The organism is Chromobacterium haemolyticum DSM 19808, from assembly GCF_000711885.1.
Lineage (GTDB): Bacteria > Pseudomonadota > Gammaproteobacteria > Burkholderiales > Chromobacteriaceae > Chromobacterium > Chromobacterium haemolyticum.
In genome coordinates this window covers 71,436-94,057 of the sequence record NZ_JONK01000021.1, presented here as the reverse complement: position 1 = coordinate 94,057, position 22,622 = coordinate 71,436, and the positions used below count along the sequence as shown (strand labels likewise).

At 59.2% G+C, this 22,622-nt stretch carries 26 protein-coding genes, 1 rRNA gene, 1 other RNA gene and 1 riboswitch; of the genes, 23 read left to right on the top strand and 5 right to left on the bottom strand.

Annotated features, from left to right (window positions below; genetic code table 11):
- The first annotated feature begins 120 nt into the window (after positions 1-120).
- The 13 genes from rrf (at position 121) to speB (ending at position 12,528) form a co-directional block, all read left to right on the top strand.
- A 5S ribosomal RNA gene (gene rrf, locus BR71_RS13770) occupies positions 121-235 on the top strand.
- Between the two features lie 233 nt (positions 236-468).
- Positions 469-1,068, top strand: coding sequence for a GspH/FimT family pseudopilin (locus BR71_RS23640; protein ID WP_081862667.1), 600 nt, complete (start codon positions 469-471; stop codon positions 1,066-1,068).
- Complete coding sequence (pilV, locus tag BR71_RS23635) at positions 1,065-1,556, top strand: type IV pilus modification protein PilV (RefSeq protein ID WP_081862666.1); 492 nt, start codon at positions 1,065-1,067, stop codon at positions 1,554-1,556. The genes BR71_RS23640 and pilV overlap by 4 nt, the downstream gene beginning before the upstream one ends.
- A complete protein-coding gene (locus BR71_RS23630; RefSeq protein ID WP_081862665.1) occupies positions 1,556-2,509 on the top strand; it encodes a PilW family protein in 954 nt (317 codons plus the stop codon). Before pilV ends, BR71_RS23630 begins: the two co-directional genes overlap by 1 nt.
- Positions 2,506-3,060 carry a pilus assembly PilX family protein gene (locus BR71_RS23625; protein ID WP_081862664.1) on the top strand — a complete coding sequence of 185 codons (555 nt, stop codon included), beginning with the start codon at positions 2,506-2,508 and terminating at the stop codon, positions 3,058-3,060. The genes BR71_RS23630 and BR71_RS23625 overlap by 4 nt, the downstream gene beginning before the upstream one ends.
- Before the next feature lie 17 nt (positions 3,061-3,077).
- Positions 3,078-6,971: a pilus assembly protein gene (locus BR71_RS23620; protein WP_081862663.1), complete on the top strand. Its 3,894-nt coding sequence runs from the start codon at positions 3,078-3,080 to the stop codon at positions 6,969-6,971.
- Between the two features lie 50 nt (positions 6,972-7,021).
- Positions 7,022-7,387, top strand: a complete 366-nt coding sequence (locus BR71_RS13765) for a type IV pilin protein (RefSeq protein ID WP_279625740.1) — start codon at positions 7,022-7,024, stop codon at positions 7,385-7,387.
- 138 nt (positions 7,388-7,525) lie between these two features.
- Complete coding sequence (rfaE2, locus tag BR71_RS13760) at positions 7,526-8,026, top strand: D-glycero-beta-D-manno-heptose 1-phosphate adenylyltransferase (protein ID WP_043638351.1); 501 nt, start codon at positions 7,526-7,528, stop codon at positions 8,024-8,026.
- Positions 8,023-8,988 (top strand): biotin--[acetyl-CoA-carboxylase] ligase, encoded by a 966-nt coding sequence (locus BR71_RS13755; protein ID WP_043638347.1) that lies wholly within the window; start codon positions 8,023-8,025, stop codon positions 8,986-8,988. The genes rfaE2 and BR71_RS13755 overlap by 4 nt, the downstream gene beginning before the upstream one ends.
- Positions 8,985-9,701 carry a type III pantothenate kinase gene (locus tag BR71_RS13750; protein ID WP_043638339.1) on the top strand — a complete coding sequence of 239 codons (717 nt, stop codon included), beginning with the start codon at positions 8,985-8,987 and terminating at the stop codon, positions 9,699-9,701. The genes BR71_RS13755 and BR71_RS13750 overlap by 4 nt, the downstream gene beginning before the upstream one ends.
- The gene (locus tag BR71_RS13745; RefSeq protein WP_043638332.1) at positions 9,698-10,486 is read left to right on the top strand and encodes an SPOR domain-containing protein; all 789 of its coding nucleotides are present in this window, start codon (positions 9,698-9,700) and stop codon (positions 10,484-10,486) included. Before BR71_RS13750 ends, BR71_RS13745 begins: the two co-directional genes overlap by 4 nt.
- 146 nt (positions 10,487-10,632) lie before the next feature.
- The gene (locus BR71_RS13740) at positions 10,633-11,412 is read left to right on the top strand and encodes a YoaK family protein (RefSeq protein WP_043638328.1); all 780 of its coding nucleotides are present in this window, start codon (positions 10,633-10,635) and stop codon (positions 11,410-11,412) included.
- 150 nt (positions 11,413-11,562) lie between these two features.
- On the top strand, positions 11,563-12,528 hold the full coding sequence (gene speB, locus BR71_RS13735) for an agmatinase (protein ID WP_043638325.1): 966 nt from the start codon (positions 11,563-11,565) through the stop codon (positions 12,526-12,528).
- A gap of 34 nt (positions 12,529-12,562) precedes the next feature.
- Here speB and BR71_RS13730 read toward each other — a convergent pair whose 3' ends face one another.
- The 4 genes from BR71_RS13730 to cobT form a co-directional block, all read right to left on the bottom strand.
- Positions 12,563-13,027: a GNAT family N-acetyltransferase gene (locus BR71_RS13730; RefSeq protein ID WP_052370565.1), complete on the bottom strand. Its 465-nt coding sequence runs from the start codon at positions 13,025-13,027 to the stop codon at positions 12,563-12,565.
- Positions 13,028-13,116: 89 nt separating this feature from the next.
- Positions 13,117-13,845 carry an adenosylcobinamide-GDP ribazoletransferase gene (gene cobS, locus BR71_RS13725; RefSeq protein WP_043638322.1) on the bottom strand — a complete coding sequence of 243 codons (729 nt, stop codon included), beginning with the start codon at positions 13,843-13,845 and terminating at the stop codon, positions 13,117-13,119.
- Positions 13,833-14,435 carry a histidine phosphatase family protein gene (locus BR71_RS13720; protein ID WP_043638319.1) on the bottom strand — a complete coding sequence of 201 codons (603 nt, stop codon included), beginning with the start codon at positions 14,433-14,435 and terminating at the stop codon, positions 13,833-13,835. Before BR71_RS13720 ends, cobS begins: the two co-directional genes overlap by 13 nt.
- Entirely contained in the window at positions 14,432-15,475 is a 1,044-nt protein-coding gene (gene cobT, locus BR71_RS13715) for a nicotinate-nucleotide--dimethylbenzimidazole phosphoribosyltransferase (RefSeq protein WP_043638316.1), read from the bottom strand. The genes BR71_RS13720 and cobT overlap by 4 nt, the downstream gene beginning before the upstream one ends.
- A 149-nt stretch (positions 15,476-15,624) precedes the next feature.
- Positions 15,625-15,868, top strand: a riboswitch (cobalamin riboswitch).
- Between the two features lie 177 nt (positions 15,869-16,045).
- On the opposite strand from cobT, the gene BR71_RS13710 reads away from it, so the two are divergent.
- The 8 genes from BR71_RS13710 to BR71_RS13680 all read left to right on the top strand — a co-directional run bounded on the left by BR71_RS13710 (position 16,046) and on the right by BR71_RS13680 (position 21,022).
- Positions 16,046-17,887 carry a TonB-dependent receptor domain-containing protein gene (locus BR71_RS13710; protein ID WP_043638313.1) on the top strand — a complete coding sequence of 614 codons (1,842 nt, stop codon included), beginning with the start codon at positions 16,046-16,048 and terminating at the stop codon, positions 17,885-17,887.
- Between the two features lie 18 nt (positions 17,888-17,905).
- On the top strand, positions 17,906-18,439 hold the full coding sequence (gene cobU, locus BR71_RS13705; protein ID WP_043638311.1) for a bifunctional adenosylcobinamide kinase/adenosylcobinamide-phosphate guanylyltransferase: 534 nt from the start codon (positions 17,906-17,908) through the stop codon (positions 18,437-18,439).
- The gene (locus tag BR71_RS13700; RefSeq protein WP_043638304.1) at positions 18,436-19,308 is read left to right on the top strand and encodes a cobalamin-binding protein; all 873 of its coding nucleotides are present in this window, start codon (positions 18,436-18,438) and stop codon (positions 19,306-19,308) included. The genes cobU and BR71_RS13700 overlap by 4 nt, the downstream gene beginning before the upstream one ends.
- Before the next feature lie 21 nt (positions 19,309-19,329).
- On the top strand, positions 19,330-19,539 hold the full coding sequence (locus tag BR71_RS13695; RefSeq protein WP_043638301.1) for a hypothetical protein: 210 nt from the start codon (positions 19,330-19,332) through the stop codon (positions 19,537-19,539).
- Complete coding sequence (locus BR71_RS13690; RefSeq protein ID WP_019101793.1) at positions 19,536-19,847, top strand: cell division protein ZapA; 312 nt, start codon at positions 19,536-19,538, stop codon at positions 19,845-19,847. Before BR71_RS13695 ends, BR71_RS13690 begins: the two co-directional genes overlap by 4 nt.
- A gap of 31 nt (positions 19,848-19,878) precedes the next feature.
- A non-coding RNA gene (gene ssrS, locus BR71_RS23615) (6S RNA) lies at positions 19,879-20,062 on the top strand.
- A 10-nt stretch (positions 20,063-20,072) separates the two neighbouring features.
- On the top strand, positions 20,073-20,699 hold the full coding sequence (locus BR71_RS13685; RefSeq protein ID WP_052370564.1) for a 5-formyltetrahydrofolate cyclo-ligase: 627 nt from the start codon (positions 20,073-20,075) through the stop codon (positions 20,697-20,699).
- Positions 20,690-21,022 carry a DUF1294 domain-containing protein gene (locus BR71_RS13680; RefSeq protein ID WP_043638293.1) on the top strand — a complete coding sequence of 111 codons (333 nt, stop codon included), beginning with the start codon at positions 20,690-20,692 and terminating at the stop codon, positions 21,020-21,022. Before BR71_RS13685 ends, BR71_RS13680 begins: the two co-directional genes overlap by 10 nt.
- 4 nt (positions 21,023-21,026) lie before the next feature.
- Here the strand turns inward: BR71_RS13680 and BR71_RS24570 are convergent, their stop codons facing one another.
- Positions 21,027-21,200, bottom strand: coding sequence for a hypothetical protein (locus BR71_RS24570; protein ID WP_162835138.1), 174 nt, complete (start codon positions 21,198-21,200; stop codon positions 21,027-21,029).
- Between the two features lie 129 nt (positions 21,201-21,329).
- Between BR71_RS24570 and BR71_RS13670 the strand changes: the two genes are divergently transcribed.
- Together BR71_RS13670 and BR71_RS13665 are read left to right on the top strand one after the other, a co-directional pair.
- A complete protein-coding gene (locus tag BR71_RS13670; RefSeq protein ID WP_043638290.1) occupies positions 21,330-21,794 on the top strand; it encodes an EVE domain-containing protein in 465 nt (154 codons plus the stop codon).
- Positions 21,788-22,597, top strand: coding sequence for a sulfite exporter TauE/SafE family protein (locus BR71_RS13665; protein ID WP_043638287.1), 810 nt, complete (start codon positions 21,788-21,790; stop codon positions 22,595-22,597). Before BR71_RS13670 ends, BR71_RS13665 begins: the two co-directional genes overlap by 7 nt.
- Positions 22,598-22,622: the final 25 nt, after the last annotated feature.

The following is a 22,622-nucleotide window of genomic DNA, read 5'->3' as shown; positions in this document are numbered from 1 at the left end:
CATTTGAGTGGCTTGGGAGACTGAGCGACGAAGTGTGGATGTGCGACACAATTGAATACCGAATATATGTGGGCTGATCAAAGATCAGCCCAGGCTTCTTCTAGTTTGTACCAGTTTATGTCTGGTGGCCATAGCGAGGTGGTCCCACGCCTTCCCATCCCGAACAGGACCGTGAAACGCCTTAGCGCCGATGATAGTGTGGCATTCGCCATGTGAAAGTAGGACACCGCCAGACGCCCGATTGCGAAGCCCAGCTCAGACGAGCTGGGCTTTTGCATTGGTGTTCAGACCTTGCCAAGCCTCCCCCATGGGAGGCTTTTTTGCGTCTGCGAGGCGCTCAGGATCCAGATCGGTAGCCCGTAACTTTCGGTAAGCATGCCGCTCATCTCCGCTGTACATGCGTTTGTCGCTTGGGTTTGCTGGTGATATAGCGATGTCGTAGGATGAAACAAGCAAAGGAGAGAGATAGTGTCAGCCCGCCAATCCCATAAGGGATTCACCTTGATTGAAATGATTGTGGTATTTGCAGTTGCCGCAATCCTGCTTGCTATCGCCGTGCCGTCCGTTATCAATTTTGTTCGCGCAAATCGTATTTCTGCTGCGGCAAACGATTTGATGCAGACCTTTCTTTCTGCTCGGAGCAACTCGGTCAGAACTGGGGTTCCGGTTGTGATCTGTGCTAGTCAGAGCAATGGTGGCTGTAATGCAAGTAGCTGGAATATGGGGTGGGTGGCTTTTGTGGACTTGAATCAAGATAACGCTTTAGCTGTCGGTACTGCATTACCGTTTGGTAGTACGGCAGCTTCCGGTACGACTGATTTGATTGTATTAAGACAATCTAATATCAGCTCTTTGTTGCGCTTGAGCGTGTCAGGTGCTTCTACGGTAACTTCTTATCGCTACGTACCTACAGGCCGAGTTCAGATGTACAACGCTAGTTGGACAACACCGGGAAATTTGATCATCTGTGATGATTCAGCAAATGCAAGTATCGCTCGCAAGCTGGTCTTCTCTACGTCAGGCCGCCCTATGGTGGCCTCACTGAATAGTGGTGAAAGTTGCCCATGAATTATGCCAAAAGAGAGATCTCTCGATTGCGTTGTCGCGGATTTACATTGCTGGAAGTTTTGGTGTCCATTGTGATTCTGGCTTTTGGTTTGTTAGGTATTGCGGGTCTGCAATTGAACAATCTCCGGTATTCCGCCTTGAGTGCTAGCCGGGCGCAGGCGAGCCTGCTGGCGGAGCAGATGGCGGAACGCATTCGCAGCAATCCAAGTGGGGCGTATGGTGTTGCGGCCTCAGGTACTGTGGCCAATTGTTATACGGCAAGCTGCACCGTAGCGCAGAGAAAAGATTTTGATTTGACGGAGATACAAGCATTGGCAGTGGATCCGACTCGTGGTGGACTGTCTAGTGGGACCGTTTCGGTGGCAGCAGCGTCCAGTGGTTTTACGATCACAGTTAGCTGGAGCGAGCGCGGCGGCTTCGCTGGGGTGGGCGCAGCACAGGCATCTGCGCAAGCGGCACAGCTGCAATTGTTTGTGAGGCCAAATTAATGGCGAACCGCGTGCCAAGTTCCAAACAGTTGGGTCTGACACTGATTGAGCTGATGATTGCGATTACGATTGGCTTGATGGTGTCATTGGCCGTCGCCAGCTTGTATTTGTCTAATCAACAGACTAACAAGGCTCAGGCCGGTCATGCTCAAATGCAGGATAACGGTCGTTTTGCTATGGCCCAGATTGGCCGTCTAGTTCGGCAAGCGGGTTTCTATGATATTTTGGGCGGCACTTTTTCCGCAAGCGGAACATGGACGGTCTCAATGGATGCCAGTGGCAATTGGGCTATACCCAGCCTTCAAGCAAGTCAAGTTTTGTCCGCCAGCAATGATGTAACCGTGACTTCATTCAACGCGTCAAATGCTTTGTCGGTTCTAAATGGCGTCAAGTCCGATCAATTTAGCATCACCTTTATGACGGGGCCTCAAGCCAGCACAGGGAATGCTACTCCTGATTGTTTGGGTAATAGTGTTACATCAAAAAATACAATAGTGACGAATCGGTTTTATATCGATGTGAATACGATTAGCGGGGTGACTCGTCCATCGCTGATGTGTGATGTGCTTTGGAATGGAGTTGCTCCCTCCGGAAGTAATTTGGCGACTGGCGTGGTCGCCGATAATATTGAGCGTATTCAGATTCTGCTTGGTGTTGACAGTACTGGTGATGGTGTCGCGGATCAGTTTTCTCCCCCAAGCGCAAGTATCGACATGACTCAGGTTGTTGCCATGCGGGTGGCTTTGTTGGCGCGCACCGATCCAGTGTATGGTCAGCTGCGCGCAGAGCCCGCGGCATTTAATATTTTTGGTTCAAACTATGTAGTGGGCACCGATACCGGTTCTGTTGTCAATCCTTTGGCTAGTTCTACTGTTGCTTGCGTTGCTGCGACACCCTGTTGGTCGCGCCGAGTTTTTGAGTCGACTTTTACGTTGCGGAACCGAATACCATGAAGTACCAAGTAGCTCTTCAATCCCAACGGGGAGTGACCCTTGTGGTGACTTTGGTGTTCTTGGTAGCGCTGATGCTAGTGGCGCTTTCGGCCTCCTATTCTTCCGTGCAGGAGGAGCGCTTTGCACGTAATGGACGCGATTTTATTCTGGCAGCGGAATCAGCAGAGGCAGCGCTACGGTTTGCTGAAAATCAAGTGACGATAGGCCAGATCCGGGGACGTTATGGTTTTGTCGATTGCACAACGGCGAGTTCCGCCAATGGTCTATGTCTTCCATCCGCAAGCGGCCCGATGCATGTACTGCTAAATAGCCGTTTGAGTAGTGCGACAGATACGGTGACCAAGGCGATAGATAGCAGTAGTTGGAGCCCACCCAGTGCCAGCTTGCAGGCACCACGTTATGTGGTTGAGGTATTTCCCGCAATCAAGCCGGGCGAAGATCTGACTGCTCAAACGGGTGGGCAAAGTGTGCAGTACCGAATTACCAGTCGCGGTTTCGGTATGAACCCGCAAATTAATGTCACGCTTGAAAGCGTGTACCGACCCTTTTGATAGTGGGGTAATGAGGCATGGCGCTAAGTGGCAAGTTGTTAAGAGGGCTGGGGTTTTGCGGTTTTTGGCTGGCTTGGCCTGCTGTCGCAGCTATTAGTGTGTCACAAGTGCCTCTAGCGGGGGTGGGGGGGCGCTATGGCCCCAATGTATTGCTGGGCTTGTCGGTAGAGTTTCCTACAGCTGGGGAAGCTTATACTAATCGGACTTTTGATAGCACGGAATTGAGCAAGGATCATAAAGGGTATTTTGATCAGTACAAGTGTTATGCCTATCAAGCGGGGTCAGGTTCTACACCGGGGTACTTTTATCCGGTATCTCTGGTGAATAACGCGACGAATCGTACCTGTAGCGGTAGTAATTGGAGCGGTAGCCTTTTGAACTGGGCGACGATGTCGGCGATTGATGTTTTTCGACAGACCTTGACTGGGGGCAATCGAGCTTTAGGAACCAGCGGTACAGCGACAGATTATACCGTGGGAGATACGGCCAGCCTGACCGTGTTGCGCGGCGCCCGGATTGTTTCTGGACAAAACCAGGGTTATGGTTTCAATACTGTACGCAAGCTAACGACCAATGTTTCGTCATTGAGTCCATATAGTTATTCGCAACTGAGATTTACCAGCCTTAACTGGTCCACTACGGTGGAGGGCTCTAACAATGGCACCACTTGGACTACTTTGGGTACGTTCAATGTGATGGCTAAGGTGTGCACTACAGTTAGCGGTGTGGGCAATTCTCAATACTCGAGCTTAGGTCTGACTTCGAAGTACGGTAATGGTATAGAAGATAACTGCACAGGGTATGGAAGTAATTATAAGCCGGAAGGTTTAATTCAGCAGTACGGCGGGGATATGCGCTTTAGTGTATTTAGCTATTTGATTGATGCTAATTACAATCGTGATGGTGGGGTGTTGCGAGCGCGAATGAAATATCCTGGCATTTCTTCCTCATCAACGTCTGCGACGACCTCCTCCAATATTTTCACCTTAGGGGCTGAATGGAGTAATGTCAATGGGGTGTTTGCGGTAAATCCTGATGTTACAGATGCTACCGGCAGTAGTGTTGCTAATAGCGGGGTGATTAATTATTTGAATAAGTTTGGTGATAATAATGGCTATAAAACCTACGACCCAGCCGCAGAGCTCTATTATGCTGCTTTGCGTTATTTTCGTAAAATAGGTAATTACTCTGCTTATAGTGGTAGCTTGACTGCTGCGATGAAGGATAATTTTCCAGTTATAACGGACTGGGATGACCCTATTGTCAATTCATGTCAACAGAATTTCATTATTTATATTGGTGATACCAATACCCATGGTGATGTGGATTTGCCCGGTTCCGCTTGGCCCGTGCCGAGTGGTAATCAGACGTCACCTTTGCGACCACCCAATGACGATGCCGCGTCCAATATGGGGTCACCGCCTGTGAGTGGTAGTGGCTCAGGGGTTGCCGCGTGGACAAACTCCATTGGCAATCAGGAGGGCGTGAGCAATCTGTCCAGTATCAATACCGGTTCGACTAATTCGCCGCCATTTATCGCTGGCTTGGCCTATTGGGGAAATGTCACCGATTTGCGCCCGGACCTGACCGGCAAACAAACCGTTAATGCTTTCATGATAGATGTAGTGGAAAATGGGAATGCAAAGACCCAAACTACCAACCCATTTTATCTGGCAGCAAAATATGGTGGCTTTACTGACACCGATGGTACGCAGACACCAGGTACCCGATCAGAATGGACAAGTGATCCTAGCGGGGCAACCAGTATCGCTGCGTACCCTAATGGTGTTCCTAAAAATTTCGCCCAAGCTAGTGATCCCTCTCGGATGACCACGGCTTTGCAATCTGCGTTTGCTTCGATTTCCGCGGCAACTGATCCGACGCTGGCTGGTTTGTCGACTACTTCCAGCGGCTCTCAAGTATTTTCTTCTGCCTATGTGTTCCAGTCATCATTTGACTCGACTGACTGGCATGGCGATCTAATCGCTTATCAGATTGTCCAGGCCAATGCGTTTTCCGCCCCAACTCTAGTACAGGACTCGAGTCATGGCTGGCGAGCGAAAAATACTCTGGAGACACAGCTAAACAGTAATTTGGCTGGCCGCACAGTGTTGACCTACGACGTTGCCGCACGCTTGGGTGCGACTTTCAACAGTGCTTGGTTTAGCGGTTTGGCGGCGACAAATGCACAGAAGCTTGCATTGAACAGCACAGACGCTCAAGGGGCTGCTCGAGTCAGCTACCTGCGTGGTGATAAGACGAATGAAGCGGCAGGTTCATCACCGCAGTTTCGTCCTCGAAACTATCGCTTGGGTGATATCGTCAATTCATCCCCGGTTTATATGGCTGCCCCCGCTCAGGACCCCGCAGACTGCGCGTTTGCGGCAAACAGCAGCACGCAAGCGACTGACCGTGCCGCCATCTTTTCGCGACCAGCGATGGTAATGGTGGCAGCCAATGATGGTTTCCTGCACGGTTTCGATATGAGCGGCAACGAACGGTTTGCTTATCTACCTGGTGGGATTTTCGCTAATCTACCTAGCCTGACCTCCCCATCTTATGTGCATCAGTATTACAACGACGGCACGCCAAATGCCAGGGATGTCTGTTTTACTTTATCGTCATCTGGCTCGGCGCTGACTGTTGCTGAGGCTCGCACTGTGGTGGTGGGCACAACTGGGGCGGGAGGCAATAGTGTCTATGCGCTTGATATTACCCTGCCAGGTAGTATGGGGGCGTCCAGCGTATTGTGGGAGTTCACGAGCGCAGATGATCCCAATCTGGGACAGACAATTGGAAATCCACAAATCGTCAAACTACAGAATGGTCGCCCGGCGGTAATCTTCGGTAATGGCTACAATCAGACAGGTAGCGGTGGCTTGGCATCCATTTTCGTTTTGTATCTAGATAAAGCACAAGGAGAAGCTTGGGCGAGAGGAAGCAATTATTTTCGCATTGATGTTCCCAATCAGTCAGGGCAGAGCGTGAGTCCAAATGCCATGGGCAGCCCGACGGCAGTGGACACTACAGGCGACGGCATGGTGGACTTTGTTTATGCTGGTGATATCAACGGCAATTTATGGAAGTTTAATCTGAATTCGGCCACCCCTTCCAGCTGGGGCATCTCTGCTTGGGGAACTGCGGGCAACTACAACAGTGTCTGCTCCTCGGCATGTCTGCCGCTGATCTCCGCTTATTCAGTTACCACCTCCGGTTCGACTCAGGCATTGGGGGTGCGTCAGCCGATCACGGCGGCCCCGGTGGTCACCCGGGATAGTCAGAAAGGCTACTTGGTGTTGTTTGGTACTGGCCAGTTCTTATCCGACAGCGATCGCACTGTGGGGACTCAGGCTTTGTATGGAGTACGCGATACTGGGCTTGCCTTAACTAATCCAATTACCGGCAGTCTGTTGCAGCAGACCATAGGCTCTCAACTGAGCGGCACGGTAGGGGGGACCTTCAACGCTACCTCGTCCACGGCAATGAGTAGTAGTAGCAATGGTTGGTATATTCAATTGACGGCCAATGAGAGAGTGGTGGCGAAGCCGCTGCTGAGGGGTACCAAGACTGTGCGTTTTAATAGCATCATTCCGGATTCTACCGGTTGTACCAATGGCGGGACATCCTGGGTGACCGAGGTTAATATATTTAGTGGAGGTATGAGCTCGACCCCTGTGTTCGACACCAATGGCGATGGCGTGATCAACAGCAGTGATCAGGCTGCCGGCCGATTCCGGCCAGGAGACAGCAGTGGCGTGACGGGAGGGACTCCTTTGAGATTGATCGATCAAAACGGCTATGAGTGGATTTGCACAGCAGGTTCAGGCGGCAAGGGCGGCTGTGTCCGAGTCAATACATTTAGTGGTTCTTTCGGCCGTTTATCCTGGCGGGAAATCATTCAAACTTGGTAGGGGTATTCTTGATGGCGACGAGGCGTTTGGCTGGGTTTACCTTGATTGAGATGATGATTGTGGTAGCTATTCTCGGTATTGTGGCGGCAATCGCCTATCCGTCATATAGCAGTTATGTCATGCGCGGGAGGCGGGCACAAGCTGAGTCCACCATGCTGCAGATGGCGCAGGAGCAGGAGCGTTGGTTCACAATGAACAATAGCTATAACGCTTCACAGTCCAGTGCAACGGTGGATATCTCGTCCGGAGTCTCTGCATACACTATCAGTACGGCCCTCCAGTCTTCTGGTACTGCGTTTACCATTACAGCAATACCCAGCGCGACTTTGCAAAATGACTCTTGCGGGAATTTGACATTAGATAATTTGGGCAATAGAGGGGCGGCCAGCGGCACGGTAGCCAATTGCTGGCGTTAAAGTAGGTGTTGCGGTTGGGGAAGTGGTGCCGCGAATGGTATCCTAGGTGGCATTTCAATTATAGCGATGCTGTCCGCAGGGTGTGCGTGTGTGTTGACCTACGCTGCTCGGGCCCACTAAATTGTCTCAGGGAAACGAATGTCGTATCCGGCCCCATTGTTTGAAAATAAGGTCTGCAGTGCAGAGCAATTGCAACAAAAGCTGGCGGCCTTGCCGCGCCCCATTGTTTTTACCAATGGCTGCTTCGATATCCTGCACCGCGGGCATGTGACCTATCTGGCGCAGGCGCGCGCCTTGGGTGCCAGCCTAGTGCTGGGTCTGAACACCGATGCTTCGGTGCGCCGCCTGGGCAAGGGCGACGACCGGCCTATCAATCATCAGGACGACCGAGCGGCGGTATTGGCCGCGCTGGAAAGTGTGAGCCTGGTGATCTGTTTCGACGAAGACACCCCGGCGCAATTGATCGAGCTGGTGCGCCCCGACGTGCTGGTCAAAGGCGGCGACTGGACACCGGATAAAATCGTCGGCAGCGCCGAGACGCTGGCGCGAGGCGGCTCGGTGCATTCCATACCTTTCCTGTTCGATACTTCCACCACCGCTACCTTGCACAAGATCCGGGCCAACGAGGCCAAGCAGTGAGCGAGCACGCTTTCGCGGTGTTGCGCCGTCTCGCCGACGGTCGCTTCCATTCCGGCGAGGACATCGCCGGCGAATTGGGATGTTCCCGCACCCTGGTCTGGCAAGCGGTGCACGCCATTCAGCAGGATTTGGGCGTCACCGTGTTCAGCGTGCGCGGCCAGGGCTATCGCTTGGCGGCGCCGTTTGAATGGCTGGACGTGGCGGCTATCCGCGATGGCCTGGACGAAGCAGCTGCCGACACCTTCACGCTGGCGGTGGCGGAGCGTACGGATTCCACCAATTCCCAACTGTTGGCGCGCGCCGCCAGCGGCGGCTTGCATGGCTTGGTGTTGGCGACGGAGCTGCAAACAGCCGGCCGGGGCCGGCTGGGGCGACGCTGGCAAGCTCGGCTGGGCTCGGGCCTGACCTTCTCCCTGCTGTGGCGTTTCGACCGAGGTCTGTCCCAGCTGGCCGGGCTTTCCTTGGCAGTGGGGGTGGCCTTGGCTCGGACGTTGCGGCGCTTGGGCGCGCCGGTGGCCTTGAAGTGGCCGAACGATGTGTTGTTGGACGAACGCAAGCTGGCCGGCATCCTGATCGAGCTGTCCGGCGATGCGCTGGGGCCGACCGCGGTGGTGATCGGCGTCGGCATGAATGTGAGCGATCCGGGCGAAGTGGACCAGCCGGTGGCCTTTTTGGCCGAGGCTGGCGTCAAGCTGGCGCGCAGCGCGCTGCTGGCGGAGCTGCTGAACGAATTGCACCGCGTGCTGAGCGACTTCGACCGCCATGGCTTTATGCCTTTGCGCCAGGAGTGGATGAGTTTGTCCGCGCATCAGGACGCGCCGGTCTGTTTGAGTTTTTCCCATGGCGATCCGGTACAGGGCATAGCTCGAGGCGTGGCTGAGAGCGGCGCCTTGCTGGTGGACACCGTCGACGGGATGAAGACCTATCACGCCGGCGAGGTCAGTTTGAGGAAGCTGGCATGAAGTTGTTGATCGACGCCGGTAATAGCCGGATCAAATGGGCGGTGCATGATGGACGCGGCTGGTTGGCGCAGGACGCGGTGGAGCACTGCGAGATCGCCAGCCTAGCCGAAGTCTGGCGGCAATGGCCGATTACGGCAGCCTGGGGCGCGTCGGTGGCCCACGACGAGGTGGCTAAAGCCTTGGCGGCGGCGGCGCCCTGCCCCTTGCGCTGGGTGCGCGCGGAGGCGGGTTTCGGCGATGTGCGCAATGCTTACCGCAATCCGGCCGAGCAGGGGGCTGACCGCTGGCTGGCGGTGCTGGCCGCGCGGCAACTGCATCAGGGCGATGTGATCGTTGCCTGCGCCGGCACCGCTTTGACCGTGGAAGCCTTGACGGCGGAGGGCGAATATCTGGGCGGGTTGATTGTGCCCGGGTTGAATCTGATGTTGAGCAGCCTGGCGCGGAACACCGCCAATTTGGACCGCTCCGCCGGTGTGGTGACGCCGTTCCCGCAAGGGACCGAAGACGCCTTGGCCAGCGGCGCGGTATACGCGCTGACCGGCGCGGTGGAAGCCCAGCGCCGGCAATTGCAAGCGCGCACTGGACGCGCCCCGGTGCGGGTGCTGCTGACCGGCGGCGACGCCGCGAAGTTGGCGCCTTGGCTCGCCGGGCCGGTCGAGATCGTGGATAATCTGGTGTTATTGGGCTTATTAAGAGTGGCCGACAAAAAATGAAGTGGTTTCTAGCCTTGGTCGTGGTGCTGAATTTGTTGGTGGCGATGTATGGCTCGTTCAAGCAGCGTCCGCCGGCGGATGTGCGGGCGCAGGAAGTGAGTCCGGAGTTGGTCAAACTGCTGCCGGCCAACTGGAAGCCGAACGCCGCCTCCGCGCCGGCCGCCTCCGCTCCTGCGGCGGAGCCTTTGCGCGAATCCTCCGCGCCCAAAGCGGACAAGCCCGCAGCGGCCAAGAAAGCTCAGGAAGCGTCCGCGCCGAAAACAGCGGCGGCCAAAGCGGAAGCCGCCAAGCCCGAAGCGGCCAAGCCGGCGGAAACCGCAGCGGCTTGCTTGCAATGGGGGCCGCTGGATGAAAAGCTGCTGGCCAGAGTCAAGGGCGGCGTGCCTCAACTCAAACTCAAGGCCGGCCAGTTGAGCGAAGCCAGCAAGGAGGAGGTCGGCGGAGGCGGGCGCTTCTGGGTCTATTACCCGCCGTTGGCGACCCAGGCGGAGACTTCGACGCTGTCGTCGGAGCTGAAAGGCAAGGGTTTTGACAACTACATCGTCAAAAGCGACGACTTCAAAGGCCACCTGTCGCTGGGCTTGTTCGGCAAGGAAGAGGCGGCCAAGGGCTTGGCCGCGCGACTGAAGGTGGCGGGCTACGACAAGGCGCTGGTGCAGCAAAAGGGGCAGAAGGCGAGCAAGACCACGCTGAGCTTCAAGACGCTGGACGCGCAGCAGGCCGACAAGCTCAAGGCGCTGCAAAAGCGGCTGACCCCGGGAATCGGCCTGAAATCCTGCGGATGAGGCGGCTAGTCTTGATCTGACTGCTTGCCAGCGCCGACGCGGCGATGCACTATCAAGCATCGCCCGCGGCAGGGCGCAGGCGCAGTGTCTTCATTTCTCAGATAGCGGCGGCCATTGGCCGCCGTTGTTCATTCTGTCAGCAGGATATGTCCAGACGAACCAACATCACCCGGCTGTTGGACCGGGGCCGTTTCAACGACCACACCTTGCGGCATTTGGGATGGTCCATGGCCTTCATCGCCGGCGCGCTCAACGCCGGAGGCTTCCTCGCCGTGCACCGCTACACCTCGCACATGTCCGGGATCGTGTCCGGCATGGCCGACGAGTTCGCGCTGGGCGAGGTGACATTGGGCTTGTCCCTGCTGGTGATGCTGCTGTGCTTCATCGCCGGCGCCATGCACAGCTCCTGGCTGATTCTTTGGGCGCGCCGGCAGCGGCTGCGCGGCGGCTACGGCGTGTCCATGATGGAGGAGGCCGGCCTGCTGCTGTTGTTTGGCTTGCTGGGGGCCGCGCTTTCTTTGCACAAGGGTTTTTTCACCCCATTAACCGTGATGCTGCTCTGCTTCATCATGGGCATGCACAACACCATCGTTACCAAGCTATCCGGCGGCCTGTTGCGCAGTACCCACATGACCGGCATCGCCACCGACATCGGCATAGAACTGGCCAAGCTCAGCTACTACGGCCGTGAAAGCATGCCCAAGGTCAAGGACGTGCGCGCCAACCGCGTCAAACTGCGCACTTATTTGCTGATCCTGCTGTCGTTTTTCGGCGGCGGCGTGGTGGGCGCGCTGGGCTTCAAGCATATGGGATACAGTTTCACCCTGCCGCTGGCGCTGCTCTTGTTTTTGCTGGGCTTGCGCCCGGTCTGGTACGACGTTCGGCTGCGTTTCCGGTTGTGGCGCATCCAGCTGGAAAGCCATTGATTCGATTGGCTCTTGTGCGGGCGCGCGCATCGCGGCAAACTCCGGGGTTCCGCCCCAAGGGGGGCGGCAGCCTCAAGCCGTCGGCTGTGCAAGATGGACGGTAATCGTCGGGACGCCTGAGCCCGGCGTACTCTCTCGCGGAGAGTATTCATGAGCGAAACCATTTTCGGCGACGGCGCGATCCGCCGTCAGGGCCTATACGGCTCTTCCATTGAAAACACTTATGCCGGCGTGCTGTCCTTCATGCGCCGCAACTATAGCCGCGACCTGACCGGCGCCGACGTGGTGGTGTCCGGCATTCCGCTGGACCTGTCCACCACGTTCCGCTCCGGCGCGCGGCTGGGCCCGCAGGCTATCCGCGCCGCCAGCGTGCAGCTGGCCGAGTTGAGTCCCTTCCCCTGGGGCTTCAATCCCTTCGACGACCTGGCCGTGATCGATTACGGCGATTGCTGGTTCGATGCGCACAATCCGTTGACCATCAAGCCCTCCATCATCGAACACGCGCGCACCATCCTGGCCTCCGGCGCCAAGATGCTGACTTTCGGCGGCGACCACTTCATCACCTACCCGCTGCTGATCGCGCACGCCGAGAAATACGGCAAGCCGCTGGCGCTGCTGCATTTCGATGCTCACTGCGACACTTGGCCGGACGATGAACCAGATAGCCTGAACCACGGCACCATGTTCTACAAAGCGGTGAAAGAGGGTTTGGTTGATCCTAAGAAATCGGTGCAGGTGGGCATCCGTACCTGGAACGACGACTTCATGGGCATGAATGTGCTGGATGCGCCCTGGGTACACGATAACGGCGTGGATGCCACCATCGCGCGCATCAAGGAAGTCATCGGCGACAGCCCGGTTTACCTGACGTTTGACATCGACTGTCTGGACCCGGCGTTTGCGCCGGGCACCGGTACCCCGGTTCCGGGCGGCCTCAGCAGCGCCCAGGCCTTGAAGATCGTCCGCAATCTGGGTGATTTGAACATTGTCGGCATGGATGTGGTGGAAGTGGCGCCCGCTTATGACAACAGCGAAGTGACCGCCATCGCCGCCGCGCATTTGGCCTGTGACATGCTGTGCCTGATGCGCAACAAGAAGCTGGCCGGCACGCTGTAAGCAAGCTTTTCTGCATGTAAGGACGCCGCTCTCATCAAGCGGCGTTTTTACTTGTGCGGCACCAGGACCACGCGCGCGCCGGTATGGTCCCCGGCTCGCGCCGCAGTTCCATATAGCGTTCCCCGTCGCGTAGCTCGGTGAAGCCCAGCCGGCGGTAGAAGGGGCGCGCGTCGCGCGACACCAGCAGGAATCGGCGCAGTTGTTGTAGATCGGGGTGGGATAGCGCCGCCTCCATCAAAGCGCGCCCGACGCCCAGACGGCGGGCCTCGGCCAGCACGAACACATCAGACAGATAAGCGAAGCTAACGTAGTCAGTGACGATGCGGGCAAAGCCCAGTTGCCGCTGCCCGCTGTAGGCGCCGAACACCAGAGAGTGCTCGATGGCCTTGTCCAACTGCGCCCGAGTCAGGTTTTGCGCCCAGTGGGTCTGGGTCAGGAAGCGCAGAATCATGTCGCGGTCCAGCCGGCCGCGCTCGCAGCTGATCTCCAGGTGGGCCATGGCGGCTCCGTGCGATGAAGGCGCCGCCAGTATCCACGCGGGGCATCTCCGCCGGATGACAGGGAAATGGCGGAATCTTTACAGCGTAGCTAGAGCGTTGGCCAGCGCACCGTCAGCAGCAGCAAGAGGCCGATTTCGCACAGCTCTATACCCGCACCCAGGCAATCGCCCGTCATGCCGCCCAGCTTGCGCAATAGGAAGCGACGCCAAGCCAGCGCCGCTAACGGCGCCAGCAATAAGGATGGAGCCAGCCAGGCCGACAGCACTGCCAGCAGCGTCGCGTTGATGGCCAGGCTGGGCCAGTGGCGGCGCCAGGCGAAGCGTTCGCCACTGCCGGGCGCGATCGCCGGCAGACTGGCCGACCAGTACACCGCGAAACAGCGACACCAGGCGGGAATCAGCAGCAGGCCCCAAGCCGGCGCCGATTGTTTGGCCAGCAGCATCAGCAAGACCAGTTTGGCGACGATGGCCAGGATCAACGCCAGCGCGCCGAAGCTGCCGACGTGAGGGTCTTTCAGCACTTCAAAGAAACGCTCGCGCGAGCGGTGCGCCGCGCCCAGCGCGTCGGCGAGATCGCCCAGGCCATCCAAGTGCAGGCCGCCAGTGACCCAGGTCCACATCAACAGCGCCAACAGCGCCGCCAGCCAGGGGTCGCTCAGGCGGCCCAGGCTTAGCGCCGCCAGCAGCAGCGCGCCGACGATCAGGCCCACCGCGGCGAACCAGCGCGCGCTGTCTGCCAGCCACTCCTGTTTGAATTCGCGCAGTTGAGGCGTGGGCAGGCGGGTCAGGAATTGCAGCGCCAGAATCAGTCCGCGCACGGAGCTTCCAGACGCATCAGGTAGGCCGGATGTCCTTCCAGGATGGACAATTGGGCAAAGCCGCCGCGCTGCACCGTCATCAGCTTGGCCACCGAGAAATCCGCGCCCAGCAGTTCCGCCAGCAAGGTGGTGATGACGCCGCCGTGGGTCACCAGCACCCGGTGGCTGCCGTTGGCCGTCGTCATCCATTCGGACAGGCCGGCCAGCACCCGAGTGCGGAAAGCTTCGTAGGGCTCGCCTCCGGGCGGGGTCAGTTCGCCGGCGGCCAGCTTGGCGCGCCAGTCCGGATAGCGTTGCGCCAGAACCTGTACGTCCATGCCGTCCCAGTCGCCGAAGTCCATTTCCGCGAACCGCGGGTCCACTTTCAGCGTCAACGAGCCATGCAAGGCGTGCCGGACCGCGAATTCGCGGCAGCGCTGCAAGGGTGAACTGGCCATCGCCGTGACCGGCGCCAGCGCGCAAATGCGTTGCCAGCTTTGCGCCATTTGCATGTGCCCCGCAGCGTTCAGCGGCAAATCGCTGCTGCCGATCAAGCGGCCCTCATGGTCGATTTCGCCGTGGCGCAGCAGGGTCAGCGTGTAGGGATTCATTCTGCTTTCCCGGTGATGCCCGCCTCGGCGAAGGTGGCCATCTCGTTATGCAGGCGGATGGCCATTTGCAGCAAGGGCACGCACAGCGCGGCACCGGAGCCCTCGCCCAGATGCATGCCCAGGTCCAGCACCGGCTCCAGTTTCAGCGCGTGCAGCGCCAGCAGGTGGCCGGTTTCCTCCGAGAGGTGGCTGGCCAGCAGCCAATCTCCCACGCGCGGCTCCAGCGCCTGCGCGCACAGCGCGGCGGCGCTGGCAATGAAGCCGTCCACCAGCGCCGGCACCCCTTGCGCGGCGCTTTCCAGGTAGAAGCCGGCCATGGCGGCGATTTCCAGGCCGCCCAGCTCGGCCAGGGTTTCCAGGGCGGACAACTCGCGGCCGGCGACACGGGTCAGCGCGGCGCGCACCACTTGGCGCTTGGTTTCCAGGCCGGCCTCGTTCAGGCCGGTGCCGCGGCCGACGATGCGTTCCGGCGGCAAGCCGGCCAGCCGGCAGATTAGCGCGGCGGACGCAGTGGTGTTGCCTATGCCCATGTCGCCGGCGATCAGCAGATTGGCGCCTCCGGCCAAGGCGCGGCGCGCGGCCAGCCGGCCCGCTTCCAGCGCGGCCTCGGCCTGAGCCGGCGTCATCGCGGCCTCCCTGGCCAGATTGCCGGTGCCGGCCCGCACTTTGGCGTGGACGATGGGCAGCGCGGAGACGTCGCTGAGCACGCCGGCGTCCACCACCACCAAGCGCGCGTCCAGACTTTGCGCCAGCACGCAGATGGCCGCGCCGCCATTGGCGAAATTGCGCACCATCTCGCCGGTGACCACCGATGGATAGGCGGATACGCCTTCCGCCGTTACCCCGTGATCGCCGGCGAACACCGTGATGGCCGGCCGCAGCGCGTCCGGGCAGGTCTTGCCCTGCCAGGCGGCGAAGCGGCAGGCCAGCTCTTCCAGCCTGCCCAGGCTGCCCGCCGGCTTGGTCAGTGTGGCCTGGCGGGCGCGGGCGGCTTGATAGGCGGCGAAGTCGGGTGCGCGAAAGGTGTCGGTGAATGTCATGAGATGGCCAGCTCCAGCCTGGGTGAGAAAGTGATTCAGCGGCGACTTTAAGCGATAGCCGCGCACGGGGGCAACCCGCAGCCGATGGGCGATTTGATCCTAACTAAACATATTTCTTTTGGCACCATCCCGTCGGGATGCTCTCCGGTATAATCCTGAGCCTAGCAGGTGTCCGCGTCTCAATGGCGCGGATGAAACGGGAAGCCGGTGAAAAACCGGCGCTGCCCCCGCAACGGTAAGGCCTGGCGTATGAAGCTGTTCAATAGCGTCGCGTTTGATTCGCGAGCTCTTGAACCTAAACGCCCAGGCGATGCAATGGCCACTGTCCATGGGATGGGAAGGCGCATCGCCGCAAGGCCCAGCCCGGAGACCGGCCTGCTGGCATGCGCGATCATGGAGACAATGCGCGCGCTATGGCTGCCCGGAAGGCGGCCGCACTGGAGTATCGCGGGGAGGCGATCCGACAGACTGCCCGGCGCTCTGCCGCGGCGTCCCCCTTTTCATGCCTTCTTCGCACTCTTCCTAACAATGCCGCCACGGCGGCCAGATCATAAAAGTGGAGTGTGTTTCATGTTCAAGCCCCAACAATGCGCGTTGCTGGTTTCGCTGGCTTGCGCCGGCCAGGCCTACGCCGCCAATGTGCCCGAGTTCGCCGGCGATCCGGTAGTGGTGACCGCCACGCGCCAGCCGCAGGAGATTTCCAAGACCTTGTCCGACGTGAGTGTGATCACGCGCGAACAGATCGAACAATCAGCTGCAACCAGCTTGCCTCAATTGTTATCGCGTCAAGGGGGCTTGGAGATTGTCAGTACAGGAGCGCGTGGCGCGCCATCCAGTATTTTCATGCGTGGGGCCAATTCCAATCAGACTGTCGTGTTGGTGGACGGAGTGCGTATTGTTTCGGCCACAACAGGCGTCAGCGCAGTTGAGAACATTCCTCTCGAACAGATCGAGAAAGTAGAGATTTTGAGAGGGTCGGGTTCCAGTCTGTATGGCGCGGATGCAATTGGAGGGGTGATCCAGATCTTTACCCGCGAGGGCAAAGGCAGTCCCAAGTTGAATGCCAGTTTTGGTATTGGCGATCATGGTTTGGTGAAGGTTGGGGCTGGGGTTAGCGGTAAAGTCGAGAATACCGCGTTTAGCCTGAATCTAAACCATGAAATCAATGAAGGGATTTCCGCCACTAACAGAGACAGTTCCAACTACAACCCAGACCGGGATCCGTATCGCAACCTTTCTTACAGCGCCAATGTCACCCAAACACTGTTGCCGGGTCATGATCTGACGGTGCGTGCTTTCCAGACTTTTAGCAAATTCGATTATGACCAGTCGCTTGTTGGCGAGGATTTGCAGAAAAGCCGTCAAAACGGTTTTACTATCCAATCCAAAAATGCGTTGATGGAGCATTGGGTCAGTACTTTACGTTTCAGCCACACGGTTGATCGCCAGGAAACTTGGATTGGCAGTGATATGGTGAACCGAGACAGCTTGATAGAGACTCGCCAGAATGAATGGTTCTGGCAGAACGATATCAAGACGAGTATCGGTACGTTCTTGGCTGGTGCGGTGCATACCCAGCAGAATGTTGATGGTAAGTCGACTTATTTGCCGAATGGTTACTCTGTGACCCAACGTACCAATAATGCCGGGTTTATCGGTTACTCTGGAGAGTTTGGTCATCATTTAGTGCAGGCTAATCTGCGCAATGATAAGGATTCCCAGTTTGGTGGCAAGACCACAGGGCAATTGGCTTATGGTTACCGCCTTAGCGATGAGCTGACCGCACGAGCAAGCTACGGAACAGCTTATAAGGCGCCCACCTTCAATGACTTGTATTGGCCTAACTACGGCAACCCGCTCCTGCAGCCCGAGACTTCGCGCAATATCGAACTGGGCCTGAAGTGGCTTGGGAAAGGCCGTCGCTTGGAGTTGTCTTTGTTTGATAATCGAATCGAAAATCTGATTGTTTATCAGCAAAAGCAATCCCTCAATCGTGATGCTCATATTCGTGGCGTCACTTTGTCTGGCGCTGTGACATACGGCGCGTGGGATCTTGCCGGTTCGGCCACGTATCAGGACCCGATCGATGAGAGCAGCCATCTGCAATTGCAACGCCGTGCGCGCGCATTTGCGCAGATGAGCGCTGCCTATGATTGGGGTAAAGCGATTACTGGGCTTGAATGGCAGGCTAGCGCTAAGCGGCCGGATGTAGATTACCGGCCTTTCCCATCTGCGCCTGTCACTTTGGGAGGTTACTCATTGACCAATTTGTTCGCCAACTATCGTTTGGCCAAGGAGTGGACGGCAACAATGCGCCTGAGCAATATCTTCGAGAAGCGTTACACCACGGCTTATGGTTACAACACTAGTGGTTTGGGCGGTTATATCGGTGTGACATATCAGGCGCAATAGCGCAGAAAAGTAGGGAGCATGCCCCACCTCATCTCCGGCGGCGCGCGCAGCGGCAAGAGCCGCTACGCCGAAACCCTGGCCCTGGCCCATCCAGGCCCGGTTTGCTATCTGGCCACGGCGGAGTTGCGCGGCGGCGACGCCGAGTTCGCCGCCCGCGTCGAGCATCATCGCCGGCGGCGTCCGGCCGAGTGGTCGCAAGCGGAGGCCGGTCGTGGGCTGGCCGCTGAGTTGTTGCGCCATGACGCGGTCGGCGGCCTGCTGCTGATCGACTGTTTGGGCATGTGGCTGATGCGTTTTTTCGATGAGGACGGCGGTTTCGACGCAGTCGGTTTCGAGCAGGAGCGAGCTAAGTTGCTGGCCGCGCTGGAGCAGACGAGGGGCGAGGTGCTGCTGGTCAGCAATGAAATCGGCTGGGGCGTGGTGTCGGCCAATGCCCAGACTCGTTGCTTTGTCGACGAGTTGGGGCGCTTGAACCAAGCGGTGGCGGCGGCCTGTCGGCGGGTGACGTTGGTGGCCTGCGGCTTGCCGCTGGTGTTGAAAGGGGAGGCATGAGACGGTTGTTGGGTTTGACGCTGCTGTTGAGCGCGCTGCAGGCGACGGCGGCGGTCAGCGCTCAGGACGGCAGCGGTCAGACCATCACGTTGGCGCAGCCGGCGCAAAGGATTTTGACCCTGGTGCCGCACGCCACGGAAATGTTGTACGCGATCGGCGCTGGCGACAAGCTGGTGGCCACGGTGGAGTATAGCGACCACCCGGACGCCGCCAAGCGCTTGCCGCGGGTGGGCAGCTTCACCGGCTTCAGTCTGGAGGAGGTCATGCGTCAGCGGCCGGACCTGGTGGTGGCCTGGCGCGACGGTGGAGCGCCGCGTGAACTGGAGCGTTTGCGCGGCCTGGGCATTCCTGTTTATCTGAGCCATCCCTTGCAGCCGGACGACGTGGCCAAGGAAATGCTGGCGCTGGGACGGCTGGCCGGCGTTAACGAGAGCGCCGCCAAGGCGGCGGGGGGATATCGCCAGCGCTTGGCGGATCTACGCAGGCGTTACGGCGAGCGCGCCCCGGTGAGGGTGTTCTACCAAGTCAGTCAGACGCCTATCTTCACCGTCAGCGATCAGAGCTTCATGGGCCCGCTGATCCGCCTGTGCGGCGGGGTCAATGTGTTCCGCGATGTCCGGCAACCCGCGCCGCAAGTGTCCGCCGCCACTGTGGTGGCGTCGCGTCCGCAGGTGATTCTGGCTGGAGACGAAGCCAGCCTGAGGATGTGGCGGCGTTGGCAAACGCTGCCGGCTGTGGCCAAAGACGCGCTGTTCGCCCTGCCGGGCGACGCCATGGTCGTGCCCGGTCCGCGGCTGGTGGACGGCGCGGAGGCCTTGTGTCTCGCGCTGGACACAGCGCGGCAGCGGCTGGGTTTGACGGCCAAGTGAGCGCCGGCTATCCTCGCCGCCATGGACAAGGAACTGGAATATCTCGAGTCGAGGGTGACGGCGTTGGTGGCGCGCATTCGCGAACTTGAAACACAAAACGGCCGTTTTGCCGAAGCGCTGTCCGAAGCGCTGCGGGAAAATGCGGAGCTGAACTTCAAAGTCAACGAAACCCGCGCGCGGGTGGCGGCTCTGGTCGAGCGCCTGCCCAAGGCGTCGGAGGATGCGGAATGAGCGACGTGGCTCAGGTTGAAATCGAACTGCTGGGGCGTTCCTTCACCATTGGCACCCCGGCGGAAGAAAAGGAAACGCTGCAAGAGGCGGTGCGTCTGCTGGCCGGCAAGATCGAAATGATTCAGCAGCATGGCAAGGTAATGGACGCCGACAAGATAGCCATCATGGCCGCGCTGAACATTGCCCACGATTTGTTGAAGACAAAAGTGGGAGAGGGCTTGGAGATGGCGGCGTTTCAGCGTAAAATACGCAGTATGAGCGAAGCCGCCGACCAAGCGCTTCGCGAAAGCCAGCAAGCGCTGTTTTAAACGCAGAGCAGCTGGCGAACACCAAGGTCAGTACCCCCTGCGGTGTTTGTGAAGGCACACAATTCCTTTGTACCAATGCGTTCGCTTCAGGCTGCTAGCGTGAGTCATGGGCGTGCCGCGTCCTCTTGTGGATGCGCCCGAAATGACTGGCAGGCGGCCCTCCCTGGAAACAGGGTACAAGCGAATTTTGCCCGAACGACACTCGCGGGGGCTCCCCCCTCTGCCATGACCGCACTTTCCTTTGTTTCCGATCCGGTTTCCCTAGACAAGCCCGCATTGCGCAGGCGGATTCGCCGTGCGCGCCAGGCGCTGAGCCCTGGCTATCGTTTGCAGGCGATGAGGGCGATCGCCCGTCATGCCTCGCGGCTGCTCAAACGCGGCAAGCGCGTGGGCGCTTATCTGGCAGCCGGTTCTGAGCTGGATCTGGAGGTCCTGATGAGCGCCGCGCTGTGGCGCGGCGCGGAAGTCTATCTGCCGCAGATCCCGCGGCGCGGCCGTCGGCTCTGGTTCAGCCGCTTGGGCGCGGCGGACCGCTGGTATCTGCATCCGCGTTACCGGATCGTCGAATACGATGGCCCGGCGCTGCGCGCGGAACGGCTGGACGTGTTGTTTGTGCCGCTGCTGGCCATTGACGACGATGGCTATCGCATGGGCCAGGGCGGGGGGTTCTACGACACCACGCTGGCCTTCCGCCAGCGCGCGCGCCAGTTCGGCAAGCCCTTGCTGGTGGGCGTGGCCTATGATTGCCAACGCGTGGAGCGGGTGCCGCGCGAAGCGTGGGACGTCCGGCTCGATTATTTGTTGACCGAATCCGGCCTGCGCAGGCTGCCCTTACGCCCCTTATGCCCCTAGCCGTCGTCTTTCTGGCCGTTTTGCCGGCGCTGGCTCTGCTGGGGCGTTTGGAATGGGCGGTGGCGTGGCTGTATCTGAGCCTGAGCCTGCTGTGCTTTGTTTTGTACTGGCGGGACAAGCGGGCGGCGGAGCGCGGCGGGCCGCGCACGCCTGAGGCCAGGTTGTTGTGGCTGGGCGTGTTGTGCGGCTGGCCGGGCGGGCTGATGGCGCGCAGGCTGTTCCGCCATAAAACCGTCAAGCAGCCGTTTCGGCTTTTGTTCTGGTGCGGCGCGGCCTTGAATCTGGCCGCGCTGGGCGGCTGGCTGTATTTGCGGACACATTGAGCGATCAGCGCCAGTCGTGGCGGCCGCCGTAGTAATAGCCGTAAACCGGCGTCACCACCACCGGGGCCGGCCTGACCACCACCGGCCTGACGGCCACCCTGGGCGGCTCTACTACGCAAGCGCTTAAGCCGGCGGCCAGCGCCAGTCCCAGCAGACATTGTTTGGCACGGGTATTCATCGCCTTCATCCTTTCTTTCAGTTATCGCCATATCCCCTTGGGATGCCAATGTCAGCATAAACGGCAATCTTTCCAGGTAAGATTGAGCAAGCGTTAACCCTTTCCCTGACTAATTAACAGACATTGCCCATGCGATATTGGCTGATGAAGTCCGAACCGGACGATACTTCGATCGACGATCTCGCCGCCGAGCCCGAACGCTTGTTCGAGTGGACCGGCGTGCGCAATTACCAGGCGCGCAATTTCATGCGCGACGGCATGCAAGTGGGGGACCGGCTGCTGTTCTGGCATTCGTCTTGTCCGGAACCGGGGGTGGCCGGTCTGGCGGAAATCGCCGCCGCCGCTCATCCAGACTCCAGCCAGTTTGATCCGGAAAGCCCTTACTACGACCCCAAGTCTTCACCCGACGCGCCGCGTTGGCTGGCGGTGGACGTGCGTTTTCTGCGCAAGACCCGGCTGCTGTCGCCGGCGGAGCTGCGTCAACACCCGCCCCTGGCTGAGATGACAGTGCTCAAGCGCGGCAATCGGCTGTCCATCACCCCGTTGAGCGAGGACGAATGGCGCTATATCACTGAACAGTTGCTGGCATGCTGAGCGTTCCGCTGATTCTGGCGCTGCTGGCCTGCGGCGCGGTGGCCGGCTTTCTGGCCGGATTGCTCGGCGTCGGCGGCGGCCTGGTCATTGTGCCGGTGGTTTTGGGCGTCTTGTCCGCCGCGCAGTTGGGCGGCGATCATGCCCAGCATCTGGCGGTGGGCACTTCGCTGGCGGTCATGGTGTTCACCAGCCTGTCTAGCGTGCGCGCCCATCATAAGAAGGGCGCGGTGGATTGGCGCATTGTGAGGGCGATGGCGCCGGCGATGGTGATCGGCACCTTGCTGGGCAGCCTGGTGGCCGGTGAGATCTCCGGGCTGGCGCTGAAATGGTTCTTTGTGGGTTACGCCTACCTGGTCGCGGTGCAAATGTTCTTCAACCTCAAGCCGCAAGCCAGCCGCGGAATGCCGAGCCCGGCCGGGCAATGGGGCGCTGGCGGGTTGATCGGCATGATCTCCAGCTGGGTGGGCATAGGCGGCGGCTCAATGAGCGTCCCTTTCATGAGTTGGTGCAATGTGCCGGTGCGCACCGCTATCGCCACCAGCGCGGCGCTGGGCTGGCCCATCGCCGTATCCGGCGCCGTCGGCTACCTTTATAGCGGCTGGGGCGCGGCCGGCTTGCCGGCCGGCGCCTTGGGCTTCGTTTATCTGCCGGCCATGCTGGCGCTGATGCTGATGACGGTGTTAATGGCCCCCTTGGGGGCGCGCGCCGCGCACAAGCTGCCGGTGGCCCGTTTGAAGCAGGTGTTCGCCGCCTTGATGGCGGTAATGGCCAGCGAGATGCTATACAACCTGCTGCGCGGTTGAGCGCGGCGCGTTTTCCCTTGTTCCC